Here is a 21,105-nt window from a genome sequence, read left to right on the forward strand (position 1 = left end):
CGTCATGCCCGTGTCCTCGAACCAGATCCGTCCGCGCATCGTGCGCATCGTGCTCGGCGCCGCCGAGGGCGATCTGACCGAGCAGGCCCTCGCCGCCGCCAACTGGTCGCTACCGGCCGTCAGTTACTCCTCCCTCGCCTACATCCGGATGATCGACACCGTGGAGAACGAGCTCGGTGTCTACCTGGACCCGGAGGAGGACAGCGAGCGCTTCGAGACCATCGACAGCATCGTCGACCTGGTCTGTCAGCAGTTGGAGTCCGGCGATGCCTGAGCCGGTCCTGGGGATCGTCGGCACCGGCCGGCTCGCCGCGGCGGTCGGCGGACTCGCCCGGGCCGAGGGGCACTCCGTGCGGGTCTACGAGCCCCGCGCCGTGGACACCTGGCGCCGAGGCCCCGCGGCCGACGTCGTCATCGACTGCTCCGCCCCGGCCGTCACCGGCCAAGTCGCCGACCTGTGCGCCGAGTTCGGACTGCCGCTGGTCGAGTGCGTCTCCGCGCTGCCCGAGGTCCAGGTGCGGCGACTGCGAGCCCTGGCCGCCGGGGTGCCGGTGGTGCTGGCCGCCAACCTGTCGCTGGGCAACTACCTGCAGACCCGCGCCCTGCGCGGCGTCGCGCAGGTGGTGACGACGATGGCGCGGGCCGGCATCGACGGCGCCGTGCCCGAGGCCGCGGTGCTGGAACGCCACCCGGTCACCAAGGCCCACCGGCCCAGCGCCACGGCCGAGTTGCTGGCCCGGGAGTGGACCCGGCAGACCGGGGCCGACCCCGCCGACGTGGCCTCGCTGCGCCACGGGCCCGCCGTCAGCGACCACACCGTCAGCCTCGGCTGGCCGGAGCAGAGCCTGGTGATCAGCCATCACGTCACCTCGCTCCGGGCGGCCGCGGCCGGCGCCATCGGGGTCGCGACCTGGGCCGTGGGCCACACCCCCGGCAGCTACACCGTCCACGAGGTGTTCGACGACATGGTGGCCGCCATGGAGCGCGCCACCGGCCGAGCGGAGGGGGTCCGGTGACGGCGACCACGACCGGAGCCCGGGTGCCGACCCGGATGGCCGAGCAGATCGCCCTGGGCGCCCGGATGCTCTCCCTGGACGGGCACGACGACTTCAACCAGGGTCAGATCTCCGCGCGGATGCCCGGCTCGGACACCTTCTACATCAAGAACGCCCTGGTGGGGTTCGACGAGGCGGGTCCCGACCAGATCGTGGCGGCCGACACCGACCCGGCGGCTCCCGTCGATCCGCTGGCCCCACCGGAACTCCCGCTGCACCAAGCGATCTACCGCGCCCGCCCGGACGTCAACGGCATCGTGCACAGCCACGCCCCGCACACCCTGGTGTTCGGCGCCACGGACCTGACGCTGCGACCCGTCTCGCACGACGGCGCGCACTTCGTCGACGCCCTGGGCCTGTTCACCCTGACCAGCAACACGGTCCTGGACCAGGAGACCGGCGAGGCCATCGCCCACGCGCTCGGCGACGGCAACGGCGTCCTGCTGCGCAACCACGGCTCGGTGGTGATCGGCCGGAGCGTGCGGCACGCGGCCGTGTTCGCCCAGGTCCTCGAGCGCGCCTGCCGGCTGCAACTGCTCGCCGAACAGACCGGCGTCCCCTACAGCTGGTCGAGCGACACGGACGTCGCCCTGAAGCGCGACTTCGTCTACGCCGACCTGTCGGTGCGCTCCTACTGGGACTACGCCGTGCGCCGGGTCCGGCGCAGCTGGCCGGACATCAGCACGTGGTGAGACATCAGCACGTGGTGAGCGGCCACGCCACCTCCGGCATCCTGGTGGCCGTCTGCGACGTCGCCACCGCCGCGGACCGCTACGGGCACCTGCTCAGCGCGGTCGAACGGACCGGTGCGGCGGCCTACCCGCCGCACCGGGCCCGGGAGTTCACCGCCGGGCGCGGACTGCTGAGGTGGGCTCTGGGCCACACCCTCGAAGCGGGGGCCGCCGCCAGCCGGATCGTCCTGACCGACCGCGGCAAGCCCGTGCTGGCGGACCGGCCGGCGACCGGCATCAGCCTGTCCCACAGCGGCGGGACCGTCGCCGTGGCCGTCGCCGTCGGCCGCGCCGTCGGCATCGACCTCCAGGCGCCGGTCCCGGTCACCGACGGCCTGCTGCGGCGCTGCTGCACACCCGAGCAGCAGCGCGAACTGGCCGCCCTGGAGCCCGACCGCCGTCCCACCGCCCTGGCCCGGCGCTGGACGATCCTCGAGGCACACGCCAAGGCCACCGGACGCGGTCTGACCCGTTCCCCGGGCCGGTTCCCCGGGCCCTTGCTGGCCCGGCGCGGCCACGGCCGGGACTTCGCCTGGCGCACGCTGCCCCCGCTGGGCGGCTGCGCCGCGGCCCTCGCCTTCGACGGACCCGCCCACCGGGTCCGCCTGCGCATCGCGCTGCCGGCCGGCACCCCCGGCCCCCGCCGTACCGTCCACGACACCCATCCTCACCGAGAGGCGCCGACCCGATGACCGCTCTACCCCTCGTCGCCGACGGACCCCGTGCAGCGACCAAGGAGGAGGTGCGCGAGCTCCTGGCCCTGGCCGAGGAGCTGGCGGACAAGGAACTCGCCCCCAACGCCGACACTTTCGAGGCGCAGTCGCACTTCCCGCGGGAGATCCTCGACACCCTCGGCCGGGCCGGGCTGCTCAGCCTGCCCTACCCCGCCGAGTACGGCGGCGGCGGCCTGGGCTACGAGGAGTACCTCACCGTCCTGGAGGTCCTCGCCCGGCGCTGGCTCGCCGTCGCCCAGTCGGTCAACATCCACGTCCTGTCCTGCTACCCGCTGGCCGCCTACGGCACCGACCGCCAGCGCGAGCGGTGGCTGCCGGACATGCTGGGCGGCCGGCGGCTCGGCGCCAACTGCATCTCCGAGGCCGAGGCCGGCTCCGACATCTCGGCGCTGGCCTGCACCGCCCGCCTGGACCGCTCGCAGGACGCCTACACGCTCCAGGGCACCAAGTCCTGGATCAGCCACGCCGGTCAGGCCGACTTCTACAACATCTTCTGCCGCACCGGGGGCGAGGGCGCGCGCGGACTGTCCGTGCTGCTCACCGCCGCCGACACCCACGGCCTGGTGGTGCAGGGCCTGGAGAAGAAGATGGGCACGCGCTCGTCACCCACCGCGGCCATCGCCCTGGACGGCGCGCAGGTGCCGGCCGAGCGCCTGATCGGCCGGCCCGGCAAGGGGTTCCTGATCGCCTCCGGTCTGTTCGACCGCGGCCGCCTGGGCATCGCGGCCTGCGCCGTGGGGCTGGCCGCGGCCGCCGTGGACTACGCGGTCGCCTACGCCAAGACCCGCCGTCAGTTCGGGCGCCCCGTCGCCGACTTCCAGGGGCTGGCCTTCATGCTCGCCGACATGTCCACCCAGGTCGCGGCCGCCCGCGCGCTGGTCCGCGAGGCCGCCCAGGCCCTCGACCGGGGGGCCGCGCCCTCCGCCGTCACCGCCGCGGCCGCCCGCGCCAAGCTGTTCGCCACCGATACCGCGATGCGCGTCACCACCGATGCCGTGCAGGCCCTGGGCGCCTACGGATACGTCCAGGACCACCCGGTCGAACGCTGGATGAGGGAGGCCAAGCTGCTCCAGATCATCGAAGGCACCAACCAGATCCAGCGCATCGTCATCGCCCGTTCGCTGTGACCGAGGGGACCGCAGCCGTGTCCGAACCGCACTTCACCGAGCACGTCGACGTCGTCATCGTCGGCAGCGGCCCCACCGGGGCGGCCTACGCCCGTCTCGTCACCGACGCCCGGCCCCGGGCCCGGGTGCTGATGGTCGAGGCCGGCCCCGCCGTCACCGACCCGCCCGGCGCGCACCTGGCCAACCTGACCGACGCGGGAGAGCGCGAACGCGCCGTCCTCGCCTCCCAGGGCCCCCACCAGCACCGCTACCCGCTCTCGGCAGCCTCGGCCGTCGCCCAGCACCGGACCCCCGAGGACCGCGCCCGCGCGCTCCTCACCCGGCCCGGGCTGATCCCGGTGGGCTCCGGCGAGCCCGCCGGCGACGGATGGCCGGCGGCCCAACAGGCCTGCAACGTCGGCGGCATGGGATCCCACTGGTTCGGCGCCAGTCCCCGTCCGGACGGCACCGAGCGGATCCCGTTCCTCGACCCCGCCGTCCTGGACGAGGCCCTCACCGTCGCCGAGCGACTGCTCGACGTCTCGAGCACGCAGTTCCAGGGCTCGGCCTTCGCCGCCCACCTGCGGCAGGTGCTCGGCGCGGACCTGGACGAGGACCGCGCCCCCGGGCGGCGGGTGCAGCCCATGCCGATGGCAGTCCGCAACACCCCGGCGGGCCTCCGGCGCTGCGGCACCGACGTGGTCCTCGGCGAGCTGGCCGCCGGCGCGAACAAGCACTTCGAACTGCGCCCCGGCACGCTCTGCGAGCGGATCCTCACCGCGGACGGCCGCGCCCTCGGGGTCCGGCTGCGCGACCGCGCCGACGGCACCGCGTACCAGGTGCGGGCCGAACACGTCGTGGTGGCGGCCGACCCGCTGCGGACCCCGCAGCTGCTCTTCGCCTCCGGCGTGCGCCCCGCCGCCCTGGGCCGCTACCTCAACGAGCACTCCCAGGTCTCGCTGCTGGCCGAGGTGGACCTGCCCGAGGCCGAGGCCGTGGCAGCGGAGTCGACGGGCCCGGCGCCGGTGATGTCGGACTCCACGGTCTCCACCCTCGCGGCCAGCGGGGTGACCTGGATCCCCTGCGACGGCGAGGAGTACCCGTTCCACGGCATGCTCACCCGGATCGACCCGGCCACCCTGGCCCGCCCCGGTACCGGCGAGCCGCCCGCCAAGCCCCTGCTCTCCGTCCACCTGTTCACCGCGCAGGAGCCGCGGCGCGACAACCGGCTGGAGTTCAGCGACACCGACCAGGACTGGCTGGGCATGCCGGCCATGACGATCCGTCACACCCTGGGCGAAGCGGACCGCCGCGTCCTGCGCCGCGCCCAGGCCGAGGCGCTGCGACTGAGCGGGCTGGTGGGCAGGCCGCTGGCGGAGGAGAGCCCGTGGGTCCTGCCCGGCGGCAGCTCCCTGCACTACCAGGGGACCGTACGGATGGGCGCCGCCGACGACGGCAGCAGCGTCTGCGACCCTGCCTGCCGGGTCTGGGGCCTGGAGAACCTCTACCTGGCGGGCAACGGGGTGATCCCGACGCCCACGGCCTGCAACCCCACGCTCACCAGCGTCGCGCTGGCGGTGATCGGCGCGCGCGACCTGGTGCGCCGGCTGCCCGACACCACCCAGGACCTGGCCGTCGCGTCAGGGCCGTCGGAAGGGAAGACCACGTGATCCACACACGGCTCGGCCGCACCGGACTGCGCGTCAGCAGACTGGTCCTCGGCACCGTCAACTTCGGCGGCCGGGTGGAGGAACCCGAGGCGCACCGGCTGATGGACCACGCCCTCGCCCAGGGCATCAACGTCGTCGACACCGCCAACACCTACGGCTGGCGGGTCTACAAGGGCCACACCGAGGAGGTCATCGGCCGCTGGCTCGCCAAGCAGCCCGCCCGTCGCGACCAGGTGGTGCTCGCCACCAAGGTCGGCGACCCGATGGGCGACGGCCTCAACGACCAGGGCCTGTCCGCCCGCAACATCGTCGCCGGCTGCGAGGCCTCGCTGCGCCGACTGGGCACGGACCACATCGACCTGTACCAGATGCACCACATCGACCGGTCCGTCGGCTGGGACGAGATCTGGCAGGCGATGGACCTGCTCGTCACCCAGGGCAAGGTGCGCTACGTCGGGTCCTCGAACTTCGCCGGCTGGGACATCGCCTCCGCCCAGGAGGCGGCCCGGCGCCGCAACGGCCTGGGCCTGGTGTCCGAGCAGTGCGTCTACAACCTGGTCACCCGCCACCCCGAGCTGGAGGTCATCCCCGCGGCCGCCGCCTACGGACTCGGCGTGCTGGTCTGGTCGCCGCTCCACGGCGGCCTGCTCAGCGGCGTGTTGCGCAAGATCCGCGACAACGACGCCGTCAAGTCGGCCCAGGGCCGGGCGGCGGAGGCCCTGCTGGAGCACCGGGACACCATCGAGGCCTACGAGAAGCTGTGCGCCGACTTCGACACCGATCCCGCGCAGGCGGCGCTGGCCTGGACGCTGTCCCGCCCCGGGGTGACCGCCGCGGTGATCGGTCCGCGCACCGAGCAGCACATCGACGGTGCGCTCGCCGCCCTCACCTCACCGCCGCCCGAGGCCCTCCTGTCCCAGCTCGACCAGCTGTTCCCGCCGGTCGGACGGGGCGGCCCCGCCCCCGACGCATGGCTCTCCTGACCACCACACCCACGGATCCGCCGGACCGGTCGGCCCGGCACCACTCGAAAGGACAACCTCCCATGACGGCAGAGAAGTTCACCGACCCGCTGATCGTGCCGCACGAGTCGGCCCAGGACCGCGACGCCCGCGAGCGCCTGACCAAGCTGCTCGTCGAGACGCCGATCCCGCCGCAGTACCTGATCGACAACCTCGCCGTCTACATGCGCCGCCACCAGCTGGCCGACCTGCTGTCCATGGACCAGCTGTACCGCATGCTGGGCGACGTGCCGGGCACCATCATGGAGTTCGGTGTCCTCCACGGCCGCCACCTGGCCACCCTGACCGCGCTGCGCAGCATCTACGAGCCCTACAACTCGCTGCGCCGCATCGTCGGCTTCGACACCTTCACCGGATTCCCCGAGGACATCGACTCGGTCGACAAGGTCAGCACCAGCGCCGTGCCCGGCCGCTTCGCCGTGCCCGACGGTGAGGTGCAGCACCTGCGCGAGGTGCTCGCCGCCCACGAGGCCACCGAGCCCTTCGGCCACACCCAGCGCTCCTTCGTCGTCCAGGGCGACGTCCGCGAGACGGTGCCGCAGTACCTGGCCGACAACCCCGAGACGATCATCGCCATGGCCTACTTCGACCTGGACCTGTACCAGCCGACCAAGGAGCTGCTCGAGGCGATCAAGCCGCACCTGACCAAGGGCAGCATCCTGGCCTTCGACGAGCTCGCCCACCCCAAGTGGCCGGGCGAGACCACGGCCCTGCGCGAGGTGCTCGGCCTGGACTTCGCGCCGCTGAAGCAGCTGCCCGGCCGTGAGCCGCCGGTGATCTACATGCAGTGGGGTCAGTGACGGCGAGGCGGGCCGCGGGGGCGTCGACGCCCCCGCCCCGGAAACGCGTCGGGTGCCGCAGGCCACGGCCGGCGGCACCCGACGCGCTGTGCGGTACGGCATGCGACACCGGCGATCGGGTGAGGAGGAGGCACCGGTGATATCGGAACAGGCGCGACTGGCCGCGACGGCGGATGCGCGGGGCGGACGACGGGCGGCGGCGCCGGCGGCGCACCGACTGGTCTTCCCCGGGGGCGCGACGCAGGCCGCCGATCCACTACTGGTGGGGCACAAGTTCGCACGTCAGGCTCGACTGCTGGCCGCCGGGTACCGGGTGCCGGAATTCGTGTGCGTGTCGGTCGAGGCCTTCGACGCGGTGCGGGCCGAGACCGGCATCGGCGCTCCGGCCGTGCGGGATTCGGGGGAGCTGGCGGCCTGGGCGGCGCGGGCCCGTGCCCGGGTGCGCGCCGCCGGGGTGCCGGACGCCCTGGCCGCGGCGCTGCTGGAGGCGTACGACCGCCTGACCGACGACGGTGGCACCGTGATGGTGCGGTCCTGTGCGGTGCCCGCCCGGGCAGGAGCGCACGGCGGCGGGGAGGAGGCGGCCCCGGCCCCGGGTGGCGGCTTCCCGGTGGTCGGGCGCGATGAGCTCGTCGACCGGGTGTCCCAGTGCTGGGCCTCGGCCTTCACCACCGAGCGGGTGCTCGACCGCTTCGCCCGCGGCGGTGACCCGGCGGCGACCCGGATGGCGGTGGGGATCCAGCGACTGGTACGGGCCGAGCGGTCCTTCGTGGCCGTCAGCCGCGATCTCCGCAGCGCCCCGGACACCGCCGACCAGGCTCATCTGGCGGCGGCCTACGGACTGGGCGAGGGCGTGACGGGAGGGAGGGCGGACGTCGACCACTTCTCGGTGGACGTCGGCACCGGCGTGGTCGAGCTGCGCACGGTGCGCAAGACCCGCCGACTGGTGCCCGCCGACACCGGGGGCACCACCGTCGTCGAGGTGCCCGAGGACCTGGCGCACCGTCCGGTGCTCGACGTCCAGACCGCACGCCGGATCGCCCGGCTGGCCCGCGGGTTGGAGAGCCACTTCGGCGGGCCCCAGGAGATCGAGGGCGCCATCACCGCGGACGGCGAGATCCACCTCGTCCAGGCCCGCCCGGCGGTCGTCACCCGGCTCGGGCGGCGCCGGCCCCGCTGAGAGCGGCCGGTACGGGTTCGGCGGGAGCCGAGGCCGTACCGGCCCCACAGTTCCTAGGCCGTGACGACCCTGGTCAGGAACTTCGACAGGTTCACCCGGGTGCGGGTGATCTTCTCCTCCGTGGTGAGGTTCTCCTTCATCCGGATCCCCGACGCGTCCGCGCGCTTCTTCTCCCGGACGTACAGCGAGCAGGCGAGGTCGCTGCAGAAGTACTCGCCGGCCGACACGTACTCGTCGTCGCTGGCCCGGCGCGCCTTACGGGCCGTCATCAGGGATACGCCCGAGGCGACATGCGTGGTCAGGCAGATCGAGCACATGGAGCCGTGGTGGGCGCCGACGGTCCGCTGGGCGAAGCGCAGCGCGACGCCGACGAGCCGGCCGTCGTGCTCGGCGACGATGTAGCTCCGGGTGGGGGCTCCGGGGTCCCGCCAACCCATGAAGTCCATGTCCTCCCAAGGGAGTTCGTCCAGGTGGCGCGGCAGCGCGATCCGGCTCGCTTCCCCCTTGGTGCAGTTGACGAACGATGCGCGGATCTCCGGGTCAGTCAGTGCCTTCATGCTTCCTCACGATAGCGCCCCTGTGTATATTAGGCAAAAGCCAATCCATCCTAGGTATAGGGTCGTGTCCAGCGGATCCCCCGCTCATACCATGGGTGCCCTCACGGCATCCGTCGAGCGCCATGCCTGGTGCCGTCCGTCCTGAACTCGGCCGTTTCCGCCGGACTCTGACGACGCGTCACAGGAGAAGCCCGACTCGACCATCCGTCCACCGCGCAGGAAGTACTGATCGTCATGGCTGAGAACTCGCTCGACCTGGCTGCCGTCCGCAACATCGGGATCATGGCGCACATCGACGCAGGCAAGACGACGACCACCGAGCGGATCCTCTTCTACACCGGTGTGTCGTACAAGATCGGCGAGGTCCACGACGGCGCCGCCACGATGGACTGGATGGAGCAGGAGCAGGAACGAGGGATCACCATCACCTCGGCCGCGACCACCTGCCACTGGGAGTTGGACGGCGTCGACCACACCGTGAACCTGATCGACACCCCCGGGCACGTCGACTTCACCATCGAGGTGGAGCGCAACCTGCGGGTGCTCGACGGCGCGGTCACCGTGTTCGACGGAGTGGCCGGTGTCGAGCCGCAGTCGGAGACGGTGTGGCGGCAGGCCGACCGCTACGGGGTGCCGCGGATCTGCTTCGTGAACAAGCTCGACCGCACCGGCGCCGACTTCCTGCGCTGCGTCGACATGATCTCCGACCGGCTGGGGGCGCACCCCCTGGTGATGCAGCTCCCGATCGGCGCCGAGGCCGACTTCCGGGGCGTGATCGACCTGGTGCGGATGAAGGCGCTGCTCTGGTCCCCGGACGCGGCCAAGGGCGAGATGTACGACGTGCTCGACATCCCGGCCGAGCACGCCGAGGCCGCCGACCTGTGGCGCGGCCGGCTGATCGAGGCCGTCGCGGAGAACGACGAGCAGATCATGGAGCTGTACCTGGAGGGCACCGAGCCCACCGTGGCACAGCTGGACGCCGCGGTCCGGCGCATCACGATCGCCTCCACCGGGGCGGGCGGCAGCAGCACCGTCACGCCGGTGTTCTGCGGTTCGGCGTTCAAGAACAAGGGCGTCCAGCCACTCCTGGACGCGGTGGCGCGCTACCTGCCCTCGCCCCTGGACATCGGTGCGGTGGAGGGCCACGCGGTCGCCGACCCGGAGGAGGTCCTGCGGCGCGAGCCCAGCGACGACGAGCCGCTCTCCGCCCTGGCGTTCAAGATCATGTCGGACCCGCACCTGGGCAAGCTCACCTTCGTCCGGATCTACTCCGGCCGGCTGGACTCCGGCAGTTCGGTGCTGAACCCGGTCAAGGGCCGTCGGGAGCGCATCGGCAAGGTCTACCGGATGCACGCCAACAAGCGCACCGAGATCGACGCGGCCGGGGCCGGCGACATCGTGGCCGTCATGGGCCTCAAGCAGACCGTCACCGGCGAGACCCTGTGCGACGAGCGGCAGCCGGTCGTCCTGGAGTCGATGGACTTCCCCAGGCCGGTCATCGAGGTCGCCATCGAGCCCAAGTCGAAGGGCGACCAGGAGAAGCTCAGCGTGGCGATCCAGCGCCTGGCCGAGGAGGACCCCTCCTTCCAGGTCCACGCGGACGAGGAGACCGGGCAGACCGTCATCGGAGGCATGGGGGAGTTGCACCTGGAGGTGCTGGTCGACCGCATGAAGCGGGAGTTCCGGGTCGAGGCCAACGTCGGCAAGCCGCAGGTCGCCTACCGCGAGACCATCCGCAAGGCCGTCGAGCGCGTCGACTACACCCACAAGAAGCAGACCGGCGGGTCCGGCCAGTTCGCCAAGATCCAGATCGCGATCGAGCCCCTCGAGGACGGCGCGGAGGCCACCTACGAGTTCGTCAACAAGGTGACCGGCGGGCGGGTGCCCAAGGAGTACATCCCCTCCGTCGACGCCGGCTGCCGCGAGGCGATGAAGTTCGGCGTCCTGGCCGGCTACGAGATGACCGGCATCCGCGTCACCCTGCTCGACGGCGGCTACCACGAGGTCGACTCCTCCGAACTCGCCTTCAAGATCGCCGGTTCGCAGGCCTTCAAGGAGGCCGCCCGGATGGCCCACCCCGCGCTCCTGGAGCCGATCATGGCCGTCGAGGTCACCACCCCCGAGGACTACCTGGGCGAGGTCATCGGCGACATCAACTCCCGCCGCGGCCAGATCCAGGCCATGGACGAGCGCGCCGGCGCGCGCCTGGTGCAGGCCATGGTGCCGCTGTCCGAGATGTTCGGCTACGTCGGCGACCTGCGCGGCAAGACCTCCGGCCGGGCCAGCTACAGCATGCAGTTCCACGGCTATGCCGAGGTCCCGCGCGCCATCGCCGAGGGGATCATCGCCAAGCTCCGGGGCGAGTGAGCCACCGGTGTCGCCCGCGTCCCGCACCATCGCCCCCGGCGGTGCGGGACGCGGTGCTTCACCGTCACCCCGCCGAACCGGAAGCCTTCCGTCGTCCCGCCCTACCGTCCGCGTCGGGCCGGTCATGCTTGAGGAGCGAACGAATTGGGTGCACGCGTCGGCCTGACCACCAGCCGCATCGTCCACGCCGCGGCCGACCTGGCCGACAGCGTCGGCTTCGCGAACGTCACCATCTCGGCGCTCGCACGCGGCTTCGGAGTCAAGGACGCCAGCCTCTACTCCCACATCGGGGGCCTGCACGAAATGCGCGCCCGGGTGGCTTCGCTGGCGGCCGAGGAACTGAGCAGCCGCCTCGCCGAGTCCATCGCGGGCCGGTCCTCGCCCGGTGACCGCCTCACCGCCTTCGCCCACGCCTACCGGGGCTACGCGCTGCGCCACCCCGGCCGCTACGCGGCGACCCAGTTCTCGGCGGACACCCTCCTGCCCGCCGACACCGGCGGGTTCACCCACAGCACCGGACTGACCTACTCGGTGCTGCGCGCCTACGACCTGCGCGAACCGGACCTGACCGACGCGGTCCGGATGATGCGCAGCGCCTTCCACGGCTTCATCGACATCGAGTCCAGCGGAGGCTTCGGGCACCCGCACGACATCAACGACTCCTGGACCAAGGTCGTCGTGTCGATGCAGCAGATGCTCGAGCGCTGGCCCCGCGCCCGCCGTCCCGAGCCGGAGGCGTAGCGGCCCGGTCTCGTGCCCAAGAGGCCGCACCTTCGAATCCTGCCGTCCCGACCGGCGTTCACACAGGTCGGAGGCCGTCCTCGCACGGTACGGCTCGGGTGGGGTGCCATTCGGCGAGCAGGATCGTGGCGTCGTCGTCCAGTGGGTCGAGGTGGTGGTCGAGGACGGCGCGGATGAGGCGGCGCAGGGCTTCGGGGGCCGGTTCGTCGGCGGCCAGGGAGCGGGTGACGAGGTCGGTGAGCTGCTGTTCGCCGTAGCGTTCGCCGGTGCGGGAGCGGGCTTCGGTGACGCCGTCGGTGTGGATCAGGATGCGGTCGCCGGGTTCGAGCTGGGCCTGGTGGACGGTTCGGGTGGTCCGGTAGGCGGGTCCGAGGCCGAGGGGTAGCTCTCCGGGAGGGTTCAGGGCGTCGGCGACGACGTGGTTGGCACGGATCAGCAGCGGTGGTGGGTGGCCGGCGTTGATCCAGCTGAGCTGTCCGGAGGTGAGGTCGAGGCGCGCGAAGATCCCGGTCAGGAGCCGGCCCGGCAGCCACTGGTCGAGGTCGGCGTCGATGCGGTCGGTGATGTCGGTGAGGGTGCCCGTGGTGCGGCGGGTGGCCCGGCCGCCGGCCAGGGCGACGGCGGAGGAGAGTCCGGCCGCCAGGTCGTGGCCCATGGCGTCGACCACGGTCAGGTGGAGGTGGCCGTCGTCGAGTCCGTGGTCGAAGGCGTCGCCGCCGACTTCGTAGGCCGGTTCGACCACGGCGGTGGAGGTCACCTGCTCGGTGCCGATGGTCTGCGGCGGCAGGAACGCCCACACCATCTCGGCGGCGGTGGTCATCCGCCTGGTCCGGACCGTCCGTGCGTACTCGTCGCTGAAGGCGCTCTTCGACACCACGACCACCGCGACCACCGCGGCGAGCCCGGTGGCGGCCTCCAGCCGCTCCGGGGTGAGACGGTCGGCGGTCACCCGCAGCACGCCGAGGCGGGTGATCCCGTCGAGCAGCGGCACGTGTGCCACCCCGGGCGCGTGCGGCGACACCTGCGGCGTCACGGTCCGGTAGGCCCGCCCGGCCACCGAGCCGTCGATCTCCTGCTCCTCGGGGTTCACGACGGCGGACCGACCCGGTAAGGGCACCAGTCGTTCCTGTTGGACGTCGGCGAGCAGGACGGTCGCGGAGTCCAGACCCAGGTGGCGCGCGGTCTCCTCGACGAGCGCGGCCACGTCCTGGGGCGCCAGGGAGTGCGAACGCTCCAGGAACCGGGCCAGCGCTGACTGCCATCGTCCGGACATTCCGGCACCCACCTGTCGCGACGGAACCTTCCGCTTCGAGTGTGGAGCCGATCAGCGGCCGCCGCCCGACCGTGCGGCAGGAGCGGCGACCGTGAAGGTTCCCTTGGCCAGTCGTCGCCCTCGCCCTGATCGGTCGTCACACCGGGCAGCAGGTTCAGGTCGGCAGGCATGGGTTCGGCGGTCACGGGGCAGGCGCGGCCCGAGGACGCACTGCGGGAGACCGTCCGCGGTGCGGCGAGATGGGAGGCAACACGATGGGAACCGTCGACATCTGGGCGTTCCGTGCCGACTCCGGCCACGTCTCCGGAGCCGACCTGGTGGGCTTCAAGGTCGAGGCGACCGACGGCCACATCGGCAAGATCGACCGGCTCTCCGAGGAGGCCGAGTCGAACTACCTGGTGGTGGACACCGGGCCGTGGATCTTCGGCAGGCACGTCCTGCTGCCCGCCGGGACCGTCTCCCGGGTGGACCTCGGGAACGAGGTGGTCCACGTCGACCGGACCAAGGACGAGATCAAGGACGGCCCCGAGTTCGACCCCCACAAGCACGAGGACGACACCGACTACCGCGAGCGGTACGCCGGCTACTACGGCCCCTTCTACGGCGGTCCGGTCTTCTGACGACCGGTCATCGGAGGCGAGGGACGGCGGCGGTACGGGACCGCTCCGACGGAACGGAGGACGGCATGAGCGCGAGCGACAAGGTCAAGAACGTAGCGGAGAAGGCGAAGGGCAAGGTCAAGGAGGCCACCGGCAAGGCGTCGGGGAACGAGCGCCTGGAGGCTGAGGGCAAGGTCGACCAGGCCAAGGGTGACCTCAAGCAGGCGGGCGAGCACGTGAAGGACGCCTTCAAGCGCTGACCCGCCGTCACGGGGCCCGCCACCATCCGAGCGAGGACGGTGGCGGGCCCCGTGACCGTCTCGGCGCCGCGCTGTGGTTCCAGGAGCCGCCCGGCGTCCCCGCACTCCGGAGTTGCCATGCCGGAATGCGGGTGCACACTTGAGGGGTGGCGGACAGGCGTGAGCCCCGTACCAGCTGGACGTTCCTGACCCAGCACGCGCGGGTGCTGCTGACGGTCTCGCGCGACCCGGAGGTGCGGTTGCGGGATCTGGCCGCCACGTGCGGCCTCACCGAGCGGGCGGTGCAGTCCGTGGTGTCCGACCTGGAGACGGCCGGCTACCTGACCCGGGTCCGCCACGGGCGGCGCAACCACTACGACGTCGTCCGGCACATGACCTTCCGTCATCCCGCCGAGGCACGTCACGAGATCGCCGGACTGCTGGAGCTGTTCGACGATTCCGGCCACGGTGGTCCTTCTGCTCCGGTCCGGCTCCCTCTCCCTCCCGGTGGTGACCGAGATGAGCGTGACGAGCACCTCTGACCCCACCCGGCGGGCCCGGCAGCACACGGGCGGACCCTGCCCGGGCCGATCCGGTGGAGCACGGCCCGGCCCCGGCACGGCGCCGACTCGTTCCTTGAGGGGAGCGCGCTGATGGACCCCTCGCACATCACCCCGCACCCCGAGGGCTGGTCCCCGCCGCTCCAGTTGACGATCACCGAGGACAGCACCGCCGACGGCGCCACGGTCGTGCACCTCGCCGGGGAGATCGACCTGGACGAGGGGGCCGCGCTGGAGGACGTCCTCACCCGGGCCCTGGAGGCCCGGCCGTCCCGCCTGGTCGTCGACATGAGCGGGGTCGGCTACTGCGACTCGGCCGGCCTCAACGCCCTGCTGAAAACCCGCACGGCCGCTGCCGCCGCCGGAGTCGACCTCGTGGTCGCCGGGGTCGGCGAGCGCATCGGCCGGCTGCTCTGGGCCACCGGCACCACGGACGTGTTCACCATCACCGAGACCGTCGAAGCCGCCCTCGCCCACGGCCAGGAGGAGTGAGGGCCGCGCCCCGCTCCCGTCGTGGTGAATGCCGCGCGCGAGCGACCGCATCGCCGGAGTCGGCCGTGCCAACCGCTGATCCCGGCTGCTCCGGCGGGCTGCGCACCGCTGGGGCGGATCACCGACCGCGGCCTGATCGAAGCCGAACTCCCCAGCGGCATGCCGGGGTTGCGGGTGACCGCTGCGCGAGGCGAGCGAGCGGTTCGACCTGTGGGGGTACCGCCGGGCCGGATCCTGCGGAACGTGTTGGTCGCTGCTCACGGCACTGCCTCGCCAAACGGGTCGCCGGGCGCCTGCCCGGCCGGGGCGGGGTTCACCCCGGGCAGGGCGGAACGGATGCCGGCCGGACGACCGTGCGCCGATGTTTCCTCGTCGTCGATCCGGAAACGCGCCAGGCATGGACATCAAGGACTTCGCACTGCAGACCCAGCTCGCCGGAGCCGGCGGCAGCGCGCTGTGGCTGATCCTGGCCGGCGTGCTGATCGTCGTCGTGATCCTCTCCGCCTTCGTCCTCGGCCAGCGTCGCAAGGACCGTGAACCGCCGCCCACCGGCCTGCACCGGCGGGGTGGCCGACGCTGACGCACCTGCTCAGGTCCGCCACCCGTTACGTACGGGTGGCGGACCTGAGCAGGTGCGTCAGCGTCCGGGGTGTTCCGGGAGGAGGACTCACCAGTAGTGGTTGCGGCCGCCGACCGCGTGGCCCAGGGCTCCGGCGATCCACAGCACCAGGCCGATGACGACGAGCACCAGGCCGATCGTCCACAGGATCGAGATGCCGGTGACGAATCCGATGATGAGCAGGAGCACTCCAAGGAGGATCATGGTTGCCTTCTCCGGTCGAGGACTTATGTCCGTTCCCCCGCTGTGTGGTGCCGTCCGCCGTCAGAGCAGGGGAGTGGCGGGCAGGCAGGTGTGGCCGTTCGGCCCGGTAGCGGCGGCCAGCACGTGGGCGATGCCGTCCGCGATGTCGACCCGCAGGGCCCCGGCCGCGAAGACGGGCCGGCCCCACTCGCTCATCTCGCCGGTGGCGTGGACGATCACCGCCTCCTGAGGGCGGTGCGAGCCAGGCCGGCCTGGCAGGGTGATCACGTAACGCGTCGGGACGTCCACGGCCCTCACCGACCGTGCGACGGTCGGCCGCCGGTGGTCGCGAGCGCGGCGAGGAGGCGCGAGCGCGCTTCCCACCACCGTCCGCCGCCGGGGGGATGGGCGTGCCCCCGAGGTGGGAGGCGGTGCACCGGCCGGTGCTCGTGCGGGGCGCGCGAGGCCGAGCTCGCGGTTCGTGCCGTGTTGGACGGCTTGGACATGGTCGGACCCCCTCTCGGAGGGGAAAGCGGTCCGGTCACAACCTGCCCGGCTTCGGCTCCGGCAATCAGCCGGCGAGAGTCCGAGCCTTCACCCCTCCGGGACGGTTCCGCCCGAAGGGCCCGTCGGTGGTTCCGCCCGCCACCGGCGCGGGTCGTCCAAGGCTGGACCTGGCAGGTGCCCGCTCGCCCGCGACGGTGCGTGATTCCAGGGTCGGCCGCCGTCCCGCCCCGACATCCCTGGCGGGCAGGCAGCGCTCCCCGAGACCGGCGGCCAGTGTTTGTCACCGCGCAGCCCGGGCAACCGCTGCCTGTCACTCCTTTCCACCCGGCCACCAGGGCGGCCGCGGAGCAGACCAGGTCCGCCCGCGCGGCTCGTCCCCGGAGGCTCACCGTGGCCGTGCAAGCCCGCACCCGGCTCCGCGCCGACCCGGTACCCGACCGTCCCCCGCAGCCGGCGGACTCTCCCCGGCGCCGCGCCGGCGCGGCACTGGTGCCCACCCTCGGCGTCGAGGAGGAGTTCCTGCTCGTCGACCCGGACTCCCGGGCCCCGGTCGCCCGGGCCCCGGAGGTGCTGGCAGGCGAGCACGGACTGGGTGCGCTGCTCCAGGCCGAGTTCTACACCTGCCAGCTCGAGGTCTGCACCGAACCGGTCATCACCCTGCCCGACCTCCGCGCCCAACTGCTGCGGCTGCGCGACTCGGTGGCACGGGCCGCCGCCGACTCGGGCTGCCACGTCATCGGCTCGGGCTGCGCCCCGCTCGCCGCCACCACCCCGGTCCCGGTCACCGACACCCCGCGCTACCGCCTGATGGCCCGTCACGTCGGCTCCGTCGCGGACCACCGCACGGGCACCGTGTGCGGCTGCCACATCCACCTCGGTGTCCGCGACAAGCCCGAGGCCCTGCTGCTCGGCGCCCACCTGCGGCCCTGGCTCCCGGCCCTGCAGGCCCTGGCCGCCAACTCGCCCGTCTGCCAGGGCAAGGACACCGGCCACGCCAGCTGGCGCGCACTCTGCTGGGCCCGCTGGCCCACCGTCGGCCCCATCCCCGTCCTCGACGCCGCGGCCTACGAGGCCCTCGCCGACTCCCTGGTGAGCTCCCGCCTGCTGCTCGACCGCCGGATGATCTACTGGTACGCCCGCCCCTCCGAGCACGTGCCCACCCTGGAGGTGCGGATCGCCGACGTCAGCGCCGACCCGGACACCACCGTGCTGCTCGCCGGCCTCACCCGCGGCCTGGTCGCCCGGCTGCGCCGCGACGTCCTGGAGGGCCGCCCGGTCCCGGCCGTGTCCGACGCCCTGCTGCGGGCCGCGCACGGCTGCGCGGCCCGCGCCGGTCTCGCGGGCCAGGGCCTGGACCCGCACTCGGGCCGGACGACGCACCAACGGCACCTGCTGGACCACCTGGTCGAGTACGCAGGCCCCGGGCTGGCCGCCGCCGGAGACCTGACCACGGTCACCGCCCTGCTGGAGCGGACGCTGCGCGAGGGCACGGGCGCCGAGCGGCAACGCGCAGCACTCGGCCGACGCGGCCGCGCCGAAGACGTGGTGGACTCCCTCGTGGCCACCTTCACCGGCCACGCCTGAGAGGCCGCGTTCGAGAGGCGGCCGCGCCGCCCTCACCGGCCCTTGCGGCGCAGCACGCTCACCGGCAGCAGCACCCAGCACAGCGCGAACCAGGCCGCCACGCCCCCGGCGATCGCCCAGGCGGCCCAGCCCAGCCCGGCCACCCTGAGCAGCAGGAACAGGGCCGCGCAGACCGTGACGGCCAGCAGCACCAGACCGAGCGAGACCAGGCGGGCGGCGGCGTCGACCATCCGGGCCTTGACGTGCTCGCCGGTCAGCAGCCGGTGGTAGGAGACCGGGGCGATCAGCGCCCCGACGGCGAACGCCCCGAGGGTCACCACCGTCGCGTACAGGGCCCGCTCGAATCCGTCGATGGTGGCGAAGCGCGGGGTGAAGGCCACGGTGAGCAGGAAGCCGAACATGATCTGGGCACCGGTCTGGGCGATCCGCACCTCCTGGAGCAGCTCGTCCCACCGGCGGTCCGCCCGCTCCTCCGCCGTCTCGTCGCGCCCGCCGTCACGGCCGCCCGGCTGCTCCTTCACCGCAACCTCACCCGCCCTCACCTGCCTTCGGCGGCCCGCCCGGCGCCTGCGGGGCGTCGCCCGGGATCTCGGCCCACACCGTCTTGCCGCCCGGCACGGCCATGGTGCCCCAGTCGCGGCTGAGCAGGTGGACCACCTGCAGGCCGTGCCCGCCGGGCCGCCCGGGGGAGGCCGGCCTACGCTGCGGAAGGCCCGGGCCGGAATCGGTCACCTCGATGCGCAGCGCCCCGTCGTCCAGCACCGTCAGCCTCAGCAGGCCGGGCCCGCCACCGTGCAGTGCGGCGTTGGCGACCAGTTCACCGGTCACCAGCACCGCGTCCTCGCAGGCCGGCTCGGGCACCGAGGCGACGGCCAGGGCACCGCGCACCGTACGGCGCGCCACCATGACCGGGTGCGGTTCCGCCGCCAGATCGACCTCCACCGGACGCACCGAAGGCGTTCCGGCCGGCCGGGACGAAGCCATGGGATCCGAAGCCACCTGCTCTCACCTCACCCCGCTCTGGCCACTGCCGCGATCACTCCCTGCCGTGCGCCTGCCCGGACAGGCGCGGTCCATCCCCCGGAGCGGCCACCAGGTAGGCACATCATCGGGCCTGCGGTGATTCCCCGCAGCCCAACCGGGCAGGAGCAAGAACGGGGGCCTGCGGAAGGAAGACCTGATGGCACCCGAGATCATCGCGAACCCGAGCACGGTCAGCACCGGTGACGCCCGCGAGCTGTCCAGGGAGCTGTTCCGCCGACTGGCCGAGGCCGAACCGGGCAGCGAGACGTACTCCTACGTCCGCGGCACCCTGATCGAGCTCAACATGTCCCTGGTCCGCTTCGCCGCCCGCCGCTTCCGCAGCAGCCACGAACCGATGGAGGACATCCTCCAGACCGGCATGGTCGGACTGATCAAGGCCATCGACCGCTTCGACCCCGACCGGGGCGTCGAGTTCGCCACCTTCGCGCTGCCCACCGTCCTCGGCGAGATGCGCCGCTTCTTCCGCGACACCACCTGGGCCGTCCACGTCCCCCGCAGCCTCCAGGAAGCCCGCCTCGCGGTCGCCCAGGCCACCGACGAACTCGAGCAGACCCTCGGCCGCCCGCCCGACAACACCGAACTCGCCGCACACACCGGCCTGACCGAACAAGGCGTAGCCGACGGCATCGCGGTCGCCACCGCCCGCACCGCCGGCTCACTCGACGCCCACACCCCCGGCGACGACGAAGACGAGCACCCCGGTGCGGTGGACCGGCGCCTCGGCCACGAGGACCCGTCCTTCGTCACCGTCGACGACATCCAGTCCCTCAAACCGCTGATCGCCACCCTGCCCGAACGCGAACGCGCTGTCCTCGCCCTGCGCTTCACCGGCGACCTCACCCAGGCCGAGATAGGCCGCCGCCTCGGCCTGTCCCAGATGCACGTCTCCCGCCTCCTCAGCCACACCCTCACCGACCTACGCGCCGCCCTCACCGGCTGACGGTCGCCCGGCCACCGACCAGGCTCAGGTGCGCCGGTGACGACGCAGCCCCCGCAGGGTGACGGCCCGGCGCGCCGCCCACACCACACCGACAGCGGCCAGCGCCCCGGCTGGCACGAGCCCGCCCTGACCCAGCGCCCCGGCCGCCACGAACGCGCCCACCGATGCCACGAGCAACGCCACGGCCAGGACCACGGTCATGCGGACGCTGCACCACACCGACCAGCACGGCCCGGCCCGCCACGTCCGCAGCCGACGCTCCAGTTTCCGGTCCTGGCGCAGCCCGGCCTCGATGTCGACCAGCATCTTCTTCTCCCACCCGGAGAACCTCGCGCTCATCTGCGCTCACCTCACCGCACCGGCAGCCGCGTAGCCAGGCGTCTTCCCCAGGACGTGGCAGACATGCCGTCCCGCGGATCGGTACCGCCCCGACCAGATGCGACGGCCCGAGACCACCGTCGCGCCTCTCCGCTGCAGGCAAGCGTCGAACGAGGGTCAAGTCCCTTGCCTGCGAGAGCGGTTAGGCCCTGGTCCGTGGCGGCCCGGATCGGTGACGGCGAACTCAGGGCCGTCACGCCCCGTCTCGAGCTCCTCGTGGGCCGGCGGCGGAGCGCCCTCGGCGGTCATCCGCGCTTCCGGGGTCTCGGACGGTCGGACTCCGTCGGCCAAGACTCCGACCGAGGCGGCGCGCTAATCCACGGCCAGGGACGGGTCGGTCGAGCGGTGGGCCAGGTGCCCGCCGAGCGCGCCGACCAGAGCCACCACGCCGTTGCCCGCCAGGCCGTAGCCGATGCCACGCGACACGCAGGTACGGGCACACGGTGACCGCTTGTCCCGCCTTGGTGGCCTGGTAGCTGGCCTCGATCGCGCGTATGGCGTCGGCCCTGAGCGGTGACTTCGACCGACGACCGGACGTGCTGGACGTCCCCCCTGCGCGGCGGAGGTGGAGCGCCCCGGCCGCAGGTGCCGGCGACGAAGAGGTAGTCGCCTCCGCACGGGCGGAGGTAGAGCTGGTGACGAGCGTGGCTCGGCACCAGCTCGGCCAGTTCCCCCGCGAGGGCGGAGGTACAGCGGCCGGCAAGGCCAGCGAGCTGTTTTCAAC

Annotated in this window: 25 protein-coding genes; 18 read left to right on the forward strand and 7 right to left on the reverse strand. The window is 72.8% G+C overall.

The window, feature by feature from the left end:
• The first annotated feature begins 4 nt into the window (after window positions 1-4).
• The 9 genes from ACWCYY_RS10630 (at window position 5) to ACWCYY_RS10670 (ending at window position 8,298) form a co-directional block, all read left to right on the forward strand.
• Window positions 5-274 carry a hypothetical protein gene (locus tag ACWCYY_RS10630; protein ID WP_345290321.1) on the forward strand — a complete coding sequence of 90 codons (270 nt, stop codon included), beginning with the start codon at window positions 5-7 and terminating at the stop codon, window positions 272-274.
• Window positions 267-1,016: a dihydrodipicolinate reductase C-terminal domain-containing protein gene (locus ACWCYY_RS10635; RefSeq protein WP_345290320.1), complete on the forward strand. Its 750-nt coding sequence runs from the start codon at window positions 267-269 to the stop codon at window positions 1,014-1,016. The genes ACWCYY_RS10630 and ACWCYY_RS10635 overlap by 8 nt, the downstream gene beginning before the upstream one ends.
• Window positions 1,013-1,747 carry a class II aldolase/adducin family protein gene (locus ACWCYY_RS10640; protein WP_345290319.1) on the forward strand — a complete coding sequence of 245 codons (735 nt, stop codon included), beginning with the start codon at window positions 1,013-1,015 and terminating at the stop codon, window positions 1,745-1,747. Before ACWCYY_RS10635 ends, ACWCYY_RS10640 begins: the two co-directional genes overlap by 4 nt.
• Window positions 1,744-2,478, forward strand: a complete 735-nt coding sequence (locus ACWCYY_RS10645) for a 4'-phosphopantetheinyl transferase family protein (protein ID WP_345290318.1) — start codon at window positions 1,744-1,746, stop codon at window positions 2,476-2,478. The genes ACWCYY_RS10640 and ACWCYY_RS10645 overlap by 4 nt, the downstream gene beginning before the upstream one ends.
• A complete protein-coding gene (locus ACWCYY_RS10650) occupies window positions 2,475-3,647 on the forward strand; it encodes an acyl-CoA dehydrogenase family protein (RefSeq protein WP_345290317.1) in 1,173 nt (390 codons plus the stop codon). The genes ACWCYY_RS10645 and ACWCYY_RS10650 overlap by 4 nt, the downstream gene beginning before the upstream one ends.
• Window positions 3,648-3,664: 17 nt before the next feature.
• Window positions 3,665-5,296 carry a GMC oxidoreductase gene (locus tag ACWCYY_RS10655; RefSeq protein ID WP_449795684.1) on the forward strand — a complete coding sequence of 544 codons (1,632 nt, stop codon included), beginning with the start codon at window positions 3,665-3,667 and terminating at the stop codon, window positions 5,294-5,296.
• On the forward strand, window positions 5,293-6,279 hold the full coding sequence (locus ACWCYY_RS10660; RefSeq protein WP_449795685.1) for an aldo/keto reductase: 987 nt from the start codon (window positions 5,293-5,295) through the stop codon (window positions 6,277-6,279). Before ACWCYY_RS10655 ends, ACWCYY_RS10660 begins: the two co-directional genes overlap by 4 nt.
• Window positions 6,280-6,341: 62 nt before the next feature.
• Complete coding sequence (locus ACWCYY_RS10665) at window positions 6,342-7,118, forward strand: class I SAM-dependent methyltransferase (RefSeq protein WP_270147342.1); 777 nt, start codon at window positions 6,342-6,344, stop codon at window positions 7,116-7,118.
• A 262-nt stretch (window positions 7,119-7,380) separates the two neighbouring features.
• Window positions 7,381-8,298, forward strand: a complete 918-nt coding sequence (locus ACWCYY_RS10670) for a PEP/pyruvate-binding domain-containing protein (RefSeq protein ID WP_449795686.1) — start codon at window positions 7,381-7,383, stop codon at window positions 8,296-8,298.
• 53 nt (window positions 8,299-8,351) lie between these two features.
• Here ACWCYY_RS10670 and ACWCYY_RS10675 read toward each other — a convergent pair whose 3' ends face one another.
• On the reverse strand, window positions 8,352-8,855 hold the full coding sequence (locus ACWCYY_RS10675) for an FBP domain-containing protein (protein WP_345290313.1): 504 nt from the start codon (window positions 8,853-8,855) through the stop codon (window positions 8,352-8,354).
• Between the two features lie 234 nt (window positions 8,856-9,089).
• Between ACWCYY_RS10675 and fusA the strand changes: the two genes are divergently transcribed.
• Window positions 9,090-11,222: an elongation factor G gene (fusA, locus tag ACWCYY_RS10680; protein ID WP_345290312.1), complete on the forward strand. Its 2,133-nt coding sequence runs from the start codon at window positions 9,090-9,092 to the stop codon at window positions 11,220-11,222.
• 144 nt (window positions 11,223-11,366) lie between these two features.
• Window positions 11,367-11,963 (forward strand): TetR/AcrR family transcriptional regulator, encoded by a 597-nt coding sequence (locus ACWCYY_RS10685; protein ID WP_345290311.1) that lies wholly within the window; start codon window positions 11,367-11,369, stop codon window positions 11,961-11,963.
• Between the two features lie 58 nt (window positions 11,964-12,021).
• Here the strand turns inward: ACWCYY_RS10685 and ACWCYY_RS10690 are convergent, their stop codons facing one another.
• Window positions 12,022-13,236 carry a PP2C family protein-serine/threonine phosphatase gene (locus tag ACWCYY_RS10690; RefSeq protein WP_449795687.1) on the reverse strand — a complete coding sequence of 405 codons (1,215 nt, stop codon included), beginning with the start codon at window positions 13,234-13,236 and terminating at the stop codon, window positions 12,022-12,024.
• A gap of 254 nt (window positions 13,237-13,490) precedes the next feature.
• On the opposite strand from ACWCYY_RS10690, the gene ACWCYY_RS10695 reads away from it, so the two are divergent.
• The 5 genes from ACWCYY_RS10695 to ACWCYY_RS10715 all read left to right on the forward strand — a co-directional run bounded on the left by ACWCYY_RS10695 (window position 13,491) and on the right by ACWCYY_RS10715 (window position 15,706).
• Window positions 13,491-13,856: a PRC-barrel domain-containing protein gene (locus tag ACWCYY_RS10695; RefSeq protein ID WP_345290309.1), complete on the forward strand. Its 366-nt coding sequence runs from the start codon at window positions 13,491-13,493 to the stop codon at window positions 13,854-13,856.
• A 65-nt stretch (window positions 13,857-13,921) separates the two neighbouring features.
• Window positions 13,922-14,095: a CsbD family protein gene (locus ACWCYY_RS10700; protein WP_345290308.1), complete on the forward strand. Its 174-nt coding sequence runs from the start codon at window positions 13,922-13,924 to the stop codon at window positions 14,093-14,095.
• Between the two features lie 146 nt (window positions 14,096-14,241).
• On the forward strand, window positions 14,242-14,616 hold the full coding sequence (locus ACWCYY_RS10705; RefSeq protein ID WP_345290307.1) for a helix-turn-helix transcriptional regulator: 375 nt from the start codon (window positions 14,242-14,244) through the stop codon (window positions 14,614-14,616).
• Between the two features lie 111 nt (window positions 14,617-14,727).
• Window positions 14,728-15,126, forward strand: coding sequence for an STAS domain-containing protein (locus ACWCYY_RS10710; RefSeq protein ID WP_449795688.1), 399 nt, complete (start codon window positions 14,728-14,730; stop codon window positions 15,124-15,126).
• A gap of 397 nt (window positions 15,127-15,523) precedes the next feature.
• Window positions 15,524-15,706, forward strand: a complete 183-nt coding sequence (locus tag ACWCYY_RS10715; protein ID WP_345290305.1) for a DUF6479 family protein — start codon at window positions 15,524-15,526, stop codon at window positions 15,704-15,706.
• Window positions 15,707-15,793: 87 nt separating this feature from the next.
• Here the strand turns inward: ACWCYY_RS10715 and ACWCYY_RS10720 are convergent, their stop codons facing one another.
• Together ACWCYY_RS10720 and ACWCYY_RS10725 are read right to left on the reverse strand one after the other, a co-directional pair.
• The gene (locus tag ACWCYY_RS10720) at window positions 15,794-15,949 is read right to left on the reverse strand and encodes a DUF6131 family protein (protein ID WP_345290304.1); all 156 of its coding nucleotides are present in this window, start codon (window positions 15,947-15,949) and stop codon (window positions 15,794-15,796) included.
• A 60-nt stretch (window positions 15,950-16,009) separates the two neighbouring features.
• A complete protein-coding gene (locus ACWCYY_RS10725) occupies window positions 16,010-16,237 on the reverse strand; it encodes a DUF6296 family protein (protein ID WP_449795689.1) in 228 nt (75 codons plus the stop codon).
• Window positions 16,238-16,825: 588 nt separating this feature from the next.
• On the opposite strand from ACWCYY_RS10725, the gene ACWCYY_RS10730 reads away from it, so the two are divergent.
• Complete coding sequence (locus ACWCYY_RS10730; protein ID WP_449795690.1) at window positions 16,826-18,019, forward strand: carboxylate-amine ligase; 1,194 nt, start codon at window positions 16,826-16,828, stop codon at window positions 18,017-18,019.
• A gap of 32 nt (window positions 18,020-18,051) precedes the next feature.
• On the opposite strand, the gene ACWCYY_RS10735 is transcribed toward ACWCYY_RS10730, so the two are convergent.
• Both ACWCYY_RS10735 and ACWCYY_RS10740 read right to left on the reverse strand, forming a co-directional pair.
• Entirely contained in the window at window positions 18,052-18,540 is a 489-nt protein-coding gene (locus ACWCYY_RS10735; RefSeq protein ID WP_449795691.1) for a DUF6328 family protein, read from the reverse strand.
• Window positions 18,541-18,547: 7 nt separating this feature from the next.
• Window positions 18,548-18,961 (reverse strand): ATP-binding protein, encoded by a 414-nt coding sequence (locus ACWCYY_RS10740; protein WP_449795692.1) that lies wholly within the window; start codon window positions 18,959-18,961, stop codon window positions 18,548-18,550.
• Window positions 18,962-19,199: 238 nt separating this feature from the next.
• Between ACWCYY_RS10740 and ACWCYY_RS10745 the strand changes: the two genes are divergently transcribed.
• Complete coding sequence (locus tag ACWCYY_RS10745) at window positions 19,200-20,003, forward strand: SigB/SigF/SigG family RNA polymerase sigma factor (RefSeq protein ID WP_449795693.1); 804 nt, start codon at window positions 19,200-19,202, stop codon at window positions 20,001-20,003.
• Between the two features lie 24 nt (window positions 20,004-20,027).
• On the opposite strand, the gene ACWCYY_RS10750 is transcribed toward ACWCYY_RS10745, so the two are convergent.
• Window positions 20,028-20,342 (reverse strand): DUF3040 domain-containing protein, encoded by a 315-nt coding sequence (locus tag ACWCYY_RS10750; protein WP_449795694.1) that lies wholly within the window; start codon window positions 20,340-20,342, stop codon window positions 20,028-20,030.
• Window positions 20,343-21,105 lie beyond the last annotated feature (763 nt).

The organism is Kitasatospora sp. NPDC001664, assembly GCF_053596675.1.

What these genes read in the sequence shown, in the direction of transcription:
- ACWCYY_RS10630 (WP_345290321.1), top strand. Translation starts at nt 5, where the DNA reads ATGCCCGTGTCCTCGAACCAGATCCGTCCGCGCATCGTGCGCATCGTG.
- ACWCYY_RS10635 (WP_345290320.1), top strand. Translation starts at nt 267, where the DNA reads ATGCCTGAGCCGGTCCTGGGGATCGTCGGCACCGGCCGGCTCGCCGCG.
- ACWCYY_RS10650 (WP_345290317.1), top strand. Translation starts at nt 2,475, where the DNA reads ATGACCGCTCTACCCCTCGTCGCCGACGGACCCCGTGCAGCGACCAAG.
- ACWCYY_RS10665 (WP_270147342.1), top strand. Translation starts at nt 6,342, where the DNA reads ATGACGGCAGAGAAGTTCACCGACCCGCTGATCGTGCCGCACGAGTCG.
- ACWCYY_RS10675 (WP_345290313.1), bottom strand. Translation starts at nt 8,855, where the DNA reads ATGAAGGCACTGACTGACCCGGAGATCCGCGCATCGTTCGTCAACTGC.
- fusA (WP_345290312.1), top strand. Translation starts at nt 9,090, where the DNA reads ATGGCTGAGAACTCGCTCGACCTGGCTGCCGTCCGCAACATCGGGATC.
- ACWCYY_RS10690 (WP_449795687.1), bottom strand. Translation starts at nt 13,236, where the DNA reads ATGTCCGGACGATGGCAGTCAGCGCTGGCCCGGTTCCTGGAGCGTTCG.
- ACWCYY_RS10695 (WP_345290309.1), top strand. Translation starts at nt 13,491, where the DNA reads ATGGGAACCGTCGACATCTGGGCGTTCCGTGCCGACTCCGGCCACGTC.
- ACWCYY_RS10700 (WP_345290308.1), top strand. Translation starts at nt 13,922, where the DNA reads ATGAGCGCGAGCGACAAGGTCAAGAACGTAGCGGAGAAGGCGAAGGGC.
- ACWCYY_RS10710 (WP_449795688.1), top strand. Translation starts at nt 14,728, where the DNA reads ATGGACCCCTCGCACATCACCCCGCACCCCGAGGGCTGGTCCCCGCCG.
- ACWCYY_RS10715 (WP_345290305.1), top strand. Translation starts at nt 15,524, where the DNA reads ATGGACATCAAGGACTTCGCACTGCAGACCCAGCTCGCCGGAGCCGGC.
- ACWCYY_RS10720 (WP_345290304.1), bottom strand. Translation starts at nt 15,949, where the DNA reads ATGATCCTCCTTGGAGTGCTCCTGCTCATCATCGGATTCGTCACCGGC.
- ACWCYY_RS10745 (WP_449795693.1), top strand. Translation starts at nt 19,200, where the DNA reads ATGGCACCCGAGATCATCGCGAACCCGAGCACGGTCAGCACCGGTGAC.
- ACWCYY_RS10750 (WP_449795694.1), bottom strand. Translation starts at nt 20,342, where the DNA reads ATGAGCGCGAGGTTCTCCGGGTGGGAGAAGAAGATGCTGGTCGACATC.